The organism is Alloalcanivorax balearicus MACL04 (genome assembly GCF_025532145.1).
Taxonomy (GTDB): Bacteria; Pseudomonadota; Gammaproteobacteria; order Pseudomonadales; family Alcanivoracaceae; genus Alloalcanivorax; species Alloalcanivorax balearicus.
In genome coordinates this window covers 1-13,462 of the sequence record NZ_ARXS01000015.1, presented here as the reverse complement: position 1 = coordinate 13,462, position 13,462 = coordinate 1, and the positions used below count along the sequence as shown (strand labels likewise).

The following is a 13,462-nucleotide window of genomic DNA, read 5'->3' as shown; positions in this document are numbered from 1 at the left end:
CTCTGAATTCATGATTGTGAGGTCAGCGGCAGGTTCTTCGATTCACCGCACCCCGGCGGAGAGGGTCTCCGGCTGCACCAGCTGGCCGGTGACCGGGAAGCGGATACGCACCTGCAAGCCGCCTTCCGGGTGGTTGTCCAGCGCCATCTGGCCGTGGTGCATGTCGACGATGCGTTTGACGATGGCCAGACCCAGGCCGCTGCCGCTGAGTGTGCGCGCCTTCTCCCCTCGGGAGAACGGCTGCAACAGCATGGGAATGTCCTCTTCACGCACGCCTCGGCCGTGGTCGCGGACAATCAGCAACACCGCGTTGTCATCCACCATGGTGTGGATCTCCACCGGCGCGGCGCCGTATTTGAGCGCGTTGGTGATCAGATTGGTGAGCATGCGCTTGGCGGTGAGCCGCTTCAGCATCAGGCGCGGCACCTCCGCCAGAGTGACGCGGAGCTGCTCCGCCGGGTATTTGCCGCACACTTCCTCGATCAGCGCGTTGAGGCTTTCGTAGGAAGGCTGCTCGTCGGCGCCGTCGCGAATGAAGGCAATGAACTGCTCGAGGATCGCATCCATGTCCTCGATGTCGGCGATGATGCCCTGGGAGAGCTCCTCGTCGTCGAGGAATTCAGCGGACAGCCGCAGCCGGGTCAGCGGCGTGCGCAAATCGTGGGAGACCCCCGCCAGCAGCAACGCACGGTCACGCTGCGCCTGTTGCAGATCCCGGGTCATACGATTGAAGGCGCGGTTCACCGCCTGGATCTCGGTGGGACCGATGGTGTCGTCCAGCACTGGCACCGCTTCCCCCCGGCCGACTTTAAGGGCGACCCGCGCCAGCCGGCGCAGCGGCCGGTTCAGGCTGCGGGCGATCAGCAAGCCGCCGATCACCGCCAACAGCGGCACGGTGACACCCCAGCCCAGCAGCAGGTAACGATCATAGTCGCGGAAGAACACCATCGGCACACGCAGCCAGGTGCCCTCGAACGACGGCGCGTTGACCCACAGCACTGGTTGGCGGGCGTCCTCCAGACGAACCGTCACCGGCTCGTCCAGCAGCTCCGCCAGTTCATCACCGAATTGATTCACCACCGGCCGCGTCAGCAACAGGCTGTCCGGCTCTCGCAAGCTCGGCGGCGCCCCCACACCAATACCGGTGGTGGCTCCCAGACGCTCTTCCAGAAAGTCGCTGTCGGCGCCCTCCTCGAAGATCAGTTCCGCTTGCAAGGCGGTGAGCCGGGCGTACTCGCGGATGCCCGGAAGATAGGCGTTACGGGCGAAAAACCACAGGGTGATGGCCTGACTCAGGCCAATCACCAGCCCGACGATCAGGGCAGCGCGGAAAAAGGCGGTGCGGGGGTAAAGTTTGGGCATGGGATTTCATTCCAGCGCGCTGCCAGGGCGGTGTTCACGAAGGGCTACGAAGCCGCTGTGGGAGCTTGGTCCGGGCGGCGGGCCGCTGCAAGCGAATTATTTCAGTCCGGCACGAACACATAACCCACGCCCCATACGGTCTGGATATAGCGGGGCTTGGAGGGATCCTCCTCCAACAGGCGGCGCAGCCGTGACACCTGCACGTCAATAGAGCGCTCCATGGCGGACCATTCCCGCCCCCGGGCCAGGCTCATCAGCTTGTCCCGGGTCAGCGGCTCCCGCTGATGTTGGATCAGCGCCTTGAGCACGGCGAACTCACCGGTGGTCAGCGCCTGCGGCTCACCGTCACGACTAAGCGTGCGGCTGGACAGGTCCAGCGTCCAGGGCCCGAAGTCCACGCTGCCTTCCGCCTTGCTCGGCGCCCCCGGCACTTCACGCACGTGACGGCGCAGCACCGCGCGGATGCGGGCGCTCAGTTCCTTTGGATTGAACGGCTTGGGCAGGTAATCGTCGGCACCGGCATCCAACCCTTCGATGCGCTCGGCATCATCGCCCTTGGCGGTGAGCATGATGATCGGCAGGCCGTTCTCGCTCTCGCGCAGACGCCGGCAGATCGACAAGCCATCCTCGCCGGGCAGCATCAGATCCAGCACCATCAGCGAGTAGATCTCCCGGGACAAGGCCCGGTCCATCTGCTCGGCGTCCGCCACCGCTTTCACCGCGTAGCCCTGCTCCTCGAGGAACCGTTGCAGCAGGCCGCGCAGGCGGGCGTCGTCGTCCACCACCAGAATCTTGTCCACTTGTTCGCTCATGAGGGTTCCCGAATCGTTTTGACACAGCTTCCTTACCCGTCACTGTGACGGCGGGCAAGTTTTACGATGATTAAGATTGTATATAAAGATTACTGTCAGTACTTGGTATCCCGGCCTCCGGCCTGACCGGAAACGGCACCCGGCTGACGTTTTTCATCAGCTTACCTTTGCCGGACGGGCTGCTATCATTTCGTCAAAATGCCGTTTTCAGGGGGGATAACACGCATGGCCAAGATACTGGTGGTGGACGATTCACCCACCCAGCTCACCAATCTGGCGAAGATCGTTGAGGGGCAGGGACATCAAGTGATCACCGCGGTGAACGGCGTGGAGGGCATCGAACGGGCGCGCAGCGAACGCCCGGACCTGATTCTGATGGACGTGGTGATGCCGGAACTCAATGGCTTCCAGGCCACCCGCAAGATCACCCGGGACGCGGAGCTGGGGGGCATTCCGGTGATTCTGGTGACCACCAAGGATCAGGAGACCGACAAAGTCTGGGGCGAGCGCCAGGGCGCCTCCGGCTACATCGTCAAGCCCCCAAGGGAAGCGGAGCTACTGGCGGAAATCGACCGGGTTCTGCGCTGATCCGCGGCGATAACCACAGCCATCCTGGCAAGTCAATCTATGAACGGCCGGAGTCATTCCCTATGATTCCGGTCGTTTCTTATATACGTGCCGGAAACGCCGGCGTGATGCGGATCAGCGTGCAATCCAGGAATACCCATGCAGAGCATCGAACAGATCATCGCCCAGGAACTCAACGCCCAGCCGCAACAGGTGACCGCCGCCGTGGCCCTGCTGGACGAAGGAGCCACCGTGCCGTTTATCGCCCGTTATCGGAAAGAGGCCACCGGCGGGCTGGATGACACTCAGTTGCGGACCCTGGAAGAGCGGCTGCGCTACCTGCGCGAGCTTGAGGAGCGCCGCGAGGCGATCCTCAAGAGCATCGACGAGCAGGAGAAGCTGACCCCGGAGCTTGCAAAGGCGATCCGCGAGGCGGACACCAAGACCCGGCTCGAGGATCTGTATCTGCCGTACAAGCCCAAGCGCCGCACCCGCGCGCAGATGGCCCGCGAGGCCGGCCTGGAGCCGCTGGCGGACGCCCTGCTGAACGACCCCGGCCTGGATCCGGAGAGCGAAGCCGCCGGTTTCCTCAACGAAGAGCACAAGATCGCTTCCGCCAAGGACGCCCTGGACGGTGCCAAGCAGATCCTGATGGAGCGCTTCGCCGAGAACGCCGAACTGCTCACCCGTATGCGCACCTTCCTTTGGGAGCGGGCCCAGATCCAGTCCAGGGTGGCCGACGGCAAGGAAGAAGAGGGCGCCAAGTTCCGCGACTACTTCGAGCACCAGGAAGCACTCAAGAACATTCCCAGCCACCGTGCCCTGGCTCTGTTTCGCGGCCGCAACGAAGGCGTGCTGCATGTCGCCATGGTGCTGCCGGAAGAGCTGGAAAGTGCCGAGCCACACCCCTGCGTGGCCATGGTCCGCGAAGTGGCCGGCTGGCGTGATCAGGGTCGCGGCGCCGATAACTGGCTCGGCGAGGTAATGCGCTGGACCTGGAAGATCAAACTCAACACCCACCTGGAAACCGAACTGCTCGGCCGCGTGCGCGAACTGGCCGAGGAAGAGGCGATCCAGGTATTCGCCCGCAACCTCAAGAGCCTGCTGATGGCCTCTCCGGCGGGCCCGAAAGCCACCATGGGCCTGGACCCGGGGCTGCGTACCGGGGTCAAGGTGGTGGTGGTGGACGCCACCGGCAAACTGCTGGAACACACCACGGTTTTCCCGCACCAGCCGAAAAACCAGTGGGCACAGTCCCTGGCGGCGCTGACCAAACTGAGCGTCAAGCATCAAGTGGATCTGGTGGCGATCGGCAACGGCACCGCCAGCCGCGAAACCGACAAGCTGGCCGGCGAACTGGTCAAGGCGCTCAAGGACAAGCAGCAGATTCAGAAGATCATGGTGTCCGAGGCCGGCGCCTCGGTGTACTCCGCCTCCGAACTGGCGGCGCGGGAATTCCCGGAACTGGACGTGTCCTTCCGCGGTGCCGTATCCATCGCCCGCCGTCTGCAGGACCCGCTGGCGGAGTTGGTCAAGATCGACCCGAAATCCATCGGCGTCGGCCAGTACCAGCACGACGTCAGCCAGGTGAAGCTGTCGCGCTCCCTGGACGCGGTGGTGGAAGACTGTGTGAACGCCGTCGGCGTGGACGTAAACACCGCCAGCGCGCCGCTGCTGGCGCGCATCGCCGGCCTCAACAGCACCATCGCCGGCAACATCGTCAGCTTCCGCGAGAAGAACGGCGCCTTCAACGATCGTGACGCTCTGAAGCAGGTGCCTCGTCTGGGTGAAAAGACCTTCGAACAGGCCGCCGGCTTCCTGCGGGTCATGAACGGTGCGAACCCGCTGGACGGTTCCGCCGTGCACCCGGAGGCCTATCCAGTGGTGGAGCGGATCGCCAAGCAGCACGACCGCCCGATCAAGGACCTGATCGGCGACATCCCGTTCCTGAAGAGCGTCAAACCGGTCGAGTTCACTGACGAGCATTTCGGTCTGCCCACCGTCACCGACATCCTTGGCGAGCTGGAAAAGCCGGGCCGCGACCCGCGCCCGGAGTTCAAGGCGGCGGAGTTCAAGGAAGGGGTGGAAACCCTGGCCGACCTGAAGCCGGGCATGATCCTGGAAGGCGCGGTGACCAACGTCACCAACTTTGGTGCCTTCGTCGACATCGGCGTGCATCAGGACGGTCTGGTGCACGTGTCGGCGCTGGCCGACAAATTCGTCGAGGATCCCCATGATGTGGTCAACCCCGGCGATATCGTCAAAGTGAAGGTGTTGGAAGTGGACCAGGCGCGCAAACGCATCAGCTTGACCATGCGTATGGACGATCGCCATCAGGAGCGTCAGGCTGGTCAAAGCCAGGGCGCACCGGCGGGCAAGGGCCGGCGTGGCGGCGGCCAGCGTCAGCGTGGTGGCGGCAACAAACCGGCGGCGGCACCGCAAGGCGCACTGGGCGCGGCTTTCGCCAAGGCTCTGGAGCAACAGAAGAAGCGCGGCTAACCTTCCGTTAAGCAGCCCGCGGGCAGCGTGCCAGCCAAACCGGCGGCACGCCGCCGGTAACGGATCATCAACACGGGCGGCGGACCGACACCGCCCCGATTACCGCCCCAAGAATGGGACAGCCCCATGACCGACTTGCTCAGTCAACGCATTCAGGCCCTTCTGGACTCCGACGCCGCCAGCACCCTGGTGGGCATTCGCCGGGGCATTGAGAAAGAGAGCCTGCGCATCAGCACCGATGGCAATCTGGCACGAACCGACCACCCCGAGGCTCTCGGCTCGGCTCTGACTCACCCTTACATCACCACGGACTATTCCGAAGCGCTGCTGGAGTTCATCACCCCCGCCAGCAGCGATCTGCACAGCCCGCTGGAATTCCTCGATCAACTGCACCGCTACACCTACCGCCACATCGGTGACGAGTTGCTGTGGGTCAATTCCATGCCGTGCCGGGTGAAAGAGGACAACGAAGTGCCGGTGGCCCGCTACGGCAGCTCCAACGTGGGCCGCATGAAGCATATCTACCGGATCGGCCTGGGCCACCGCTACGGCCGCAAGATGCAGACCATCGCCGGCATTCACTACAACTTCTCCTTCCCGGAATCATTCTGGCAGTTGCACCAGGCCCAGGAAGGCAGTGACGAGCCGCTGCAGGATTTCATTTCCCGGCGTTACTTTGACCTGACCCGTAATTTCCAGCGTTACTCCTGGCTGCTGGTGTACCTGTTCGGCGCTTCACCGGCATTGTGCGCGTCGTTCCTGGCCGGCCGCGAGCACCATCTGCTGGAGCGCTTCGACCACAGCCTCTACCGTCCCCATGCCACCAGCCTGCGGATGAGTGATCTGGGCTATCAGAACAACGCCCAGTCGTCCCTGGCGATCAGCTACAACAATCTCGATGAATACGTGGAGACGCTGACCCACGCCATCAAAACACCGGAACCGGCCTACGACGCCATCGGCGTACTGGATGCCAAAGGCGACTATCAACAGCTCAACGCCAACATCCTGCAAATCGAAAACGAGTACTACTCCTCGATCCGGCCCAAACGGACCATCAACAAAGGGGAACGCCCCACCCTGGCGCTCAAGCGGCGCGGCGTCGAGTACATCGAGATCCGCGCTCTGGATCTCAATCCGTTCGAACCGGTGGGCATCAATCAGCAGGAAATCCGCTTCCTCGACCTGTTCGCCACCTATTGCCTGCTGCGCACCTCGCCGCAGTTGGAAAGCTGTGATCTGAACGCCAGCAAGGACAACCTGCGCCAGGTGGTCTACAACGGCCGGGACACCTCCGTGGCCCTGAATAACTGGGGCGAGAGCGTGACGCTGAAACAGTGGGCGCTGGAAAAACTGGACCAGATGGTGCCGATCGCCGAGTTGTTCGACCGCTGTCACGGCGGCAACAACTATTGCGATGCCTTGAAACGTCAGCGTTTGAAGGTGGAAGAACCGGACGCCACGCCATCCGGGCAGATCATGGACAAGCTGGAAAGCCGCGATCAGACCTTCTTCCAGTTCGCCATGAACCAGGCTCTGGCCCACAGAGACCATTTCCGTTCCCGGCCGCTGGATGCCGACCGCGAGGCGCAACTGGCCACGCTGGCCCGGCACAGCCTGACCGAACAGGCCGCCTGGGAAGCCGCGGACGACATGGATTTCGAAAGCTATCTGGAAACCTATTTCAAGGACTGATGGTTGCAAGGACTGACGGCAATGGCGCGGGGAACCATTGTGTCCGTCCCGCACTCCATACCATCATGTCCCTGAAGTTGAAGGGGGGGAATCGCGGTCCGTGGACAGTATTCGCTGCCAAGGCAGCTTCCCACAGAGAGGGGCTACAGAGCCGCTGTGGGAGCAAGCTTGCTCGCGAATCAGCATGCCAGCGATTCGAAAAAATAAACCAGGCCCCGCCTGAGCCGGAAAGGAATCAAATCGATGTGGTCCAAACTGCCTTCGCCCCGGGCCCTTAACGGGCTTGCTTTGCTGGCCTGTGTTATCGCCATGGCCAGCGCCCTGTATTTGCAGCATGTGGATGGCCTGGAACCCTGCCCGCTGTGTATCTTCCAGCGCGTCGCCGTGTTCGCGGTGATGGCCATTCTGTTGGTGGCGTTCCTGCACGGTCCGCGAGGTATCGGCGTACGTATCTATGCCGTACTCACTGCTCTCGCCGCTTTGGTGGGAGGTGGCATCGCCATCCGCCATCTGTGGCTGCAGAGCCTGCCGCCGGATCAGGTACCCGATTGTGGTCCCGGTCTGGATTATATGTTCGATGTGTTTCCACTCCACGATGTCCTGGCGCAGGTGCTGTCCGGCTCCGGCGAGTGCGCCGAGATCAGTTGGACCTTTCTTGGTCTGAGCATCCCCGGCTGGTCGCTGGTGGTGTTTACCGGACTGTTGCTGTTCGCCCTGGTACAATTGTTCCGTCCGTTACGCGCCTGACCGGTTCTCGCCGGTGGCCCTTTTCGCTGGCCGCCGGCTTCATGCCTCCGGACCAGGCGCCACGACGCTGCAGGGAGGCACTCGACGCGGGCCTTTCAAGCCTGGTTCAGGCCATTCCGCTGATCCCCCCGTTTCACCATTCCAGGTTCGCAGCGCCGTGATTCCGGGCTTTGTCCAGAGCTGGGGACTTCCGGGAGATCCTTATGATTGATGGCCTGCTGATTCTGTTGTTGTTTCAATTTCTTGGCGAGGTGCTGATCCACCTCACCGGCCTGCCCCTGCCGGCACCGGTGGTGGGCATGATCCTGCTGCTGTTCGCGCTGATGCTGGGCGCACCGGGGATGGATAAAGTCTCCGAGGCCGCCGGGGCCCTGATTCGCCATATCACCTTGCTGATCTTTCCTCTCGGCGTTGGCATCGTGCTGCAATGGCATCGCTATCAGGACAATGCCCTGGCCCTGGCGGTATCGGTGGTGTTCGGCACTCTGATCGCTCTGGTACTGGTGACTCTGCTGTTGAAGGTGCTGCTGCGGCGCTCTTCCCATGGCAGCGGTGGAGGAGACTCGCACCATGGCTGAGTTGATGCACACTCCTTTGTTCGGTGAGCTGCTGCACACCCCTTTGTTCGGATTGCTGCTGACGCTGGCCAGCTACCGTTTCGCCCAATGGGCCTACGCCAAATCCAACAGCCTGGCGCTGTTTCACCCGTTTATCGTCGCCGCCATTCCGGTCATTATCGTGCTGCCGCTGGTGGGCGTGCCTTACGAGGAATACCGTGACCAGACCGCTCTGATTTCCTTCCTGCTCGGTCCTGCCACCGTGGCCCTGGCCTGGCCACTGTATCGCCAGCTGCATACCGTGCGCAGCGTCTGGCGGCCATTGCTGATCACCGTGGTGATCGGCGCGGCGCTGGCCTCCGGGCTGGCGGTGGGCCTGGCCTGGTGGCTGGGCGCGCCGGAAACCGTGGTCGGCTCCCTGGCGCCCAAATCCATCACCACGCCTATCGCCATCGAGGTGGCGAGGGTCACCAATGGGGATGTTTCCCTGGCCGCCGGCGCGGTGGCGATCACTGGCATCGTCGGCGCCCTGGCCGCCGGCCCGGTATTCCGGCTGTTGCGGGTGAAGGATGACCGCATCCGCGGCTTCGCCCTCGGATTGGTGGCCCACGCCATCGGCACCGCCCGCGCCTTCGAGTTCAGCGAAAAGGCGGGGGCCTTCGGCGGTCTGGCGCTGGGCCTGACCGGCCTGCTGACCGCCCTGGCCCTGCCCTGGATCTGGCCGTGGGTTTCCTCGTTGATGGGATGAGTATCGCGGCCCTCCCGTGCAAGGGCCGCGACAGGTGGGAAGCCTGGAGGGTTATTGCACCGACAGATCCGCCGGCACTACGTAGAGCCGGTTGCCGTCGATGGTGTTGCTGTCCAAGCGCTTCTGGACCAGCTCACCGTCGACGGACCAGGTGGCGAAATCATCGTCGTTGAGCACGCCCAGGGTCTCGCTGTCGATCACCCACAGCCCTTCCATCTTGTCGTGCGGGTAGCTCACCCGAGCCACCATATCCACCACCAGGCTCTTTTCCACCGGCACGATGTTATGCGCCGCCAGCGCCTGCCAGCCCTGGTTCATCACCACCTGCTCCAGGGTCTCACCGTTGATGGTCAACCCCAAGGCGTCGTCCTGGACCAGATCACCGCCCACCGCCAGCTCTTCCAGGTTGGTGCCGGTAGTCAGATCGATACGGTAGACATGCTTCTGGGCATCCGGAGTCGCGGCGTCAACGCCGTCGGGGCCGCCGTAGAGAAACTTGCCGTCCCGTTCCAGCACCAGAAACTGGTTCTCGCTCAGCGCCGCCAACTCCGAATTGGAGTTCTGCGCTTTCTGCTGCTTGTAGAGATACTGGCCGACCCGGCCGCTTTCCAGATCAACGGTAACGATACGGGTGATATCCAGCGCCCGCACGTCCTTGCTGGGCAGGTCCATGGTGGACTGCATGATGCCCACCAGAGTCTTCTCATCCGGAGTAATCGTCAGCCCTTCCATGCCGCGATTGGCGCGCCGGTGGCCGAATTCAGCTGGCAGCGTATGGGTACGGGTTTCGCGCTGATCGGCTGCGAACGGATTGATGCGTTCGATTTCCTTGCCGTCAGCATCGAAGTGCACCATGTGCGGGCCATACTCGTCGCTGACCCAGAAAGTGCCGTCACTGAGTGCCACCAGCCCTTCACCGTCCAGACCATAATCATCCAGACGCAGGGGGTTGCTCTCTTCGTCATAGGGCAGGCTGGGGTCAACCAGAATCGGCGAGCCATCCGCGTTATAGGGCGTTTCCCCGGTACCACCAAGACCGTCGCTGTTGGGTAGGCCGGTGATCAGGGTTCCATCCGGACGTTTCAACAGAATTTCATTCAGCATCACCACTTCACCGTCGTTGGTGACTTCGAAATGACCAATGCGAGGGGTGTAATCCGGCGTGGGGAATTTCTTGCCGTTGCCATAATTGCCCGTGTTGAAGACCGCGTTGGGACCACGATCGGTCAAGGCATAAAAACGCCGATCGTCTTCCGGATCCGCGGTCATGGCGGAACCGAAACCGCCGTTACGCACTTCAAAGGGTTGCTGGTCACTGGCGTCGATCAGGTCGGAGCGCAGCACCGAGTACGGCAGCGACGCGCCCTCCGCCGGCACGATATCCAACAGGGAAGACGGACCGGCGGGCGCCGGATCATTATCGGAATCACTACCGCATCCCACCAGCAACGAGGACGCCATCAGAGTGGCAAGCAAAGTTTTTTTGAACATGGAAAGATCCTTGGTGTTGTTGTTTCAGGGCTGACAAAAAGCGCTGTCGTACTGATAGACGAAACCGGTCTTGGTCTGCCCATCCGCCTCCACCCATTGCTCCAGGCCGCGCAGGGCATCAAAGGCCTGGCGGGCCCGGTTCACTACTTTGCGTGTGTAGTCCGCGGACGGGTCTTGGTATTTGAAGGACAGCTCCGCCACCACCGGTGACTGACTGCCCGAGGGCGTGCCCTGGTACCAAAGCGTGATACTGATTTCAGCATCGTGCTGGCCCAGATCAATATCCACGTTCCGGTACGCTCTCTCCTGTATGGTCAGCCCCCCGACCAGGGACAGAGTGAGGGTGTCATCCAGACCATAGTCGGACTGGAAACCGGGGAAATGGGTGTGAATATCGTCCATGCGATTGAGGGTGCGGGTATTGGGCGCCTTGGTGGAGTGGCTATAGACCACCTTGAAAGGAACCGTACTGGTGGCGCCGACATCCGCTTCCAGTTTGCTCTCCGCGCCGTTGGTGGCGGACGACAGATCCTCGAAGTCCGCGATATACCGGTCCGGACTGCGAAATTTCAGAGTGACCTCCGATTCGCCGTTTTCCACTCGCTCACGGAAGCTGTAGCCCAGCTGTCTCAACCGGCAGGTCGAGGCGGTGTCGTAAAAGCGCACCTGGCGGTCGTGATCCAGGCTGATGGCCCCGCTGACATCGCGCTCGATGGCATTCTCGATGGCCGGCTTCACCACTTGCATCAGGGCCAGCACATCGCCCGATTCGGTTTGCGATTGAAACCGGCTGGCATCCAGAATCAGCTTGTATTCCCGGGAAATAACGTCGGGGTTGGCTTGAGCCTGCAAGGCCAGCGAACCCAACACCGCGATCAGCAATCGTCGCACGAGACCTCCTTATCCGAATTCGGGAGTGGGAAAAACCCTGCAGACGCTAGAAGGTGGCCGTGACACTTTAATGACCCGGAGCCAATAACCTCTGGTATTTCAATGCCATAGCCAGGGCTCTCCGCAGGACTTATAAGAGAGCGGGAGGGTTATGAAGAAATCATCTTTTGCGGCAAGCCACTGATGGCGCGTGCTTTTTCCCCTCCACCCCGATCGTGTCCCATTCTCACCCGTTGCCAGTGGCCGCTCGCCGGTTCTAGTCTCGACTTCCCCCAAGGAAAAAAATCTGTCAGCCATGCCCGAAAAAGGAGAGCGAACAATGGCAAGTTCCAGTTCCACAGCATTGGCCCAATGGCAGCATATTGAGGCACTGGTACAAGCCTGGCTGGAGGAGCGGCGGCAATTGATCGTGCTCCTGTGCCAGGTACAAGGCATCGACCACACGCCGTCGCGGGAAGAACCGGACACCCCCGTCCATCAACGCATCCAGGACCTCTGCCAGGTACTGATGGACTATCTCAGCGCGGGTTATTTCGAGGTGTATAACGCCCTGGTGCGAGCGGCGCGCCATTACGGCAACGGGCCACCACAATGGGCGGAACAATTGATTCAGAGGCTGGACGCCTCCACCGAGGAAGCGCTGGCGTTCAATGAGGATTACGACAGTCCGACCCACTGCATGACTCGGCTGACGGAATTACCGGAACGGGTGGCGCGATTGATGGTGGCGCTGGAGGAGCGGTTCGCGCTGGAAGATCAGTTGATAGTGAGCCTTTACCAGCAGCCGGCGCCGGCGGCGCGAGCCGAGCGCGGGTAGCGGTTTCCGGCCGCCCCATCGGGGCCGGCCGGAACGGTGGTGTTATTCGCCTTCGTCCGCCGCGGGCTGGTCATCGGCGGCGTCATCGCCCTGACCCTGAATACCCAGCAACTCCACTTCGAAGATCAGCACTTCGTTGGGACCGATGTCACCACCGGCGCCCTGCTTACCGTAGCCCAGTTCCGCCGGCAGATAGAGCTTCCACTTATCGCCGACTTTCATCATCGGCAGCGCTTCCTGCCAACCCGGGACAATGTGGGCCAGACCGAAAGTGGCCGGCTGGTCCCGCTCGATGGAGCTGTCGAACACCTCACCATCGGTGGTGCTGCCTTCGTAATGTACGGTAACGGTGTCCTCCACGGTGGGGGACGGCGCGCCTTCCTCGCCAGACTTCAACACTTCATACTGCAGCCCGCTGTCGGTGGTGGTAACACCATCACGCTTACCGTTCTCGGCCAGGAATTCCTCGCCTTTCTTCAGATTGTCTTCGGCTTCCTGTTCCAGCTTGGCCTGGCGCTTTTCCACCAGACGCATCTGGAAATCCTGGATCAGCTGGTTCAGGTCCTCATCCCCAAGGCGGGAATCCGTGCCAGTGTGACCATCGCGGATACCGGCAATCATTGCTTCAGTATCCAGTCCCTCCATGGCACTCATCTGCTCGGCACTGCGATAACCCAGTGCGTAGGACGCTTTCTGGTCGTCCGTCTTGATCTCCACCTTGGCGGCATCCTCACCGCCGTCCTGTTGACCGCAAGCCGCCACCAGGACGGTACCGGCCAGCACGATTCCCAACTTTTTCATTCTGCCTCCATTGGCCTGTGGTTATTTCCCGCTCGCCCGCCGAAGTAACGGCCGCGCCCCAGCACCCGGCGGCGGAATCTGGCCATACTGCCAGTTTCCCGCCCCCTCGCGCCAGCGCTAAACCGTGAACGCCGACAAGGGTCGGGGGTCGCCATGGTCCAACGGAACCGAAAACACCCCGACCAACAGGAGAAACAAAGATGTAACGTCTGAAGCTGACCGGCATTTCCCCCAAGAGTTCCAGTCAGCCTTCATTCTGCCCGTGGCGAAACGGCTGTCAAAACCCTGGCGCGGAAAACCGCGTCAATGTCGTGCAATAACAAGCATTTGGCGGGAAAAGGGGGTAGTGGGCGACGCGTAAGCACAAGAGGGGGCATGAATCAGAGTGCTCCACCGCCAATCGCGAGCCTTGGAGACATGAATTCAAAGATGGCCACGAAGACACTGTGGGAGCTTGCCTGCAAGCGAATGGAGC

12 protein-coding genes are annotated in these 13,462 nt (G+C 62.0%); 7 read left to right on the top strand and 5 right to left on the bottom strand.

Annotated elements, in window-relative coordinates; genetic code table 11:
- Positions 1 to 42: 42 nt before the first annotated feature.
- Entirely contained in the window at positions 43 to 1,362 is a 1,320-nt protein-coding gene (locus MA04_RS13310; protein ID WP_262460919.1) for an ATP-binding protein, read from the bottom strand.
- A gap of 101 nt (positions 1,363 to 1,463) precedes the next feature.
- The gene (gene ompR, locus MA04_RS13305) at positions 1,464 to 2,174 is read right to left on the bottom strand and encodes an osmolarity response regulator transcription factor OmpR (RefSeq protein ID WP_163122817.1); all 711 of its coding nucleotides are present in this window, start codon (positions 2,172 to 2,174) and stop codon (positions 1,464 to 1,466) included.
- Between the two features lie 225 nt (positions 2,175 to 2,399).
- On the opposite strand from ompR, the gene MA04_RS13300 reads away from it, so the two are divergent.
- From MA04_RS13300 to MA04_RS13275, 6 genes are all read left to right on the top strand, one after another.
- A complete protein-coding gene (locus MA04_RS13300; RefSeq protein WP_014992868.1) occupies positions 2,400 to 2,762 on the top strand; it encodes a response regulator in 363 nt (120 codons plus the stop codon).
- Positions 2,763 to 2,900: 138 nt separating this feature from the next.
- The gene (locus tag MA04_RS13295; protein ID WP_163122814.1) at positions 2,901 to 5,240 is read left to right on the top strand and encodes a Tex family protein; all 2,340 of its coding nucleotides are present in this window, start codon (positions 2,901 to 2,903) and stop codon (positions 5,238 to 5,240) included.
- A gap of 126 nt (positions 5,241 to 5,366) precedes the next feature.
- Complete coding sequence (gene gshA, locus MA04_RS13290; protein WP_163122811.1) at positions 5,367 to 6,935, top strand: glutamate--cysteine ligase; 1,569 nt, start codon at positions 5,367 to 5,369, stop codon at positions 6,933 to 6,935.
- Positions 6,936 to 7,178: 243 nt separating this feature from the next.
- Positions 7,179 to 7,682 (top strand): disulfide bond formation protein B, encoded by a 504-nt coding sequence (locus MA04_RS13285; RefSeq protein WP_262460914.1) that lies wholly within the window; start codon positions 7,179 to 7,181, stop codon positions 7,680 to 7,682.
- A gap of 203 nt (positions 7,683 to 7,885) precedes the next feature.
- A complete protein-coding gene (locus MA04_RS13280) occupies positions 7,886 to 8,260 on the top strand; it encodes a CidA/LrgA family protein (RefSeq protein WP_022996847.1) in 375 nt (124 codons plus the stop codon).
- Positions 8,253 to 8,987, top strand: coding sequence for an LrgB family protein (locus MA04_RS13275; protein ID WP_240342672.1), 735 nt, complete (start codon positions 8,253 to 8,255; stop codon positions 8,985 to 8,987). Before MA04_RS13280 ends, MA04_RS13275 begins: the two co-directional genes overlap by 8 nt.
- Before the next feature lie 51 nt (positions 8,988 to 9,038).
- On the opposite strand, the gene MA04_RS13270 is transcribed toward MA04_RS13275, so the two are convergent.
- Complete coding sequence (locus tag MA04_RS13270; protein ID WP_262460912.1) at positions 9,039 to 10,478, bottom strand: esterase-like activity of phytase family protein; 1,440 nt, start codon at positions 10,476 to 10,478, stop codon at positions 9,039 to 9,041.
- A gap of 24 nt (positions 10,479 to 10,502) precedes the next feature.
- Positions 10,503 to 11,369: a hypothetical protein gene (locus MA04_RS13265; protein WP_205475361.1), complete on the bottom strand. Its 867-nt coding sequence runs from the start codon at positions 11,367 to 11,369 to the stop codon at positions 10,503 to 10,505.
- A 319-nt stretch (positions 11,370 to 11,688) separates the two neighbouring features.
- Here MA04_RS13265 and rsd point away from each other — a divergent pair, with 319 nt between their 5' ends.
- Entirely contained in the window at positions 11,689 to 12,186 is a 498-nt protein-coding gene (rsd, locus tag MA04_RS13260; protein ID WP_163122802.1) for a sigma D regulator, read from the top strand.
- Between the two features lie 42 nt (positions 12,187 to 12,228).
- Here rsd and MA04_RS13255 read toward each other — a convergent pair whose 3' ends face one another.
- On the bottom strand, positions 12,229 to 12,987 hold the full coding sequence (locus MA04_RS13255) for an FKBP-type peptidyl-prolyl cis-trans isomerase (protein ID WP_163122799.1): 759 nt from the start codon (positions 12,985 to 12,987) through the stop codon (positions 12,229 to 12,231).
- Positions 12,988 to 13,462: the final 475 nt, after the last annotated feature.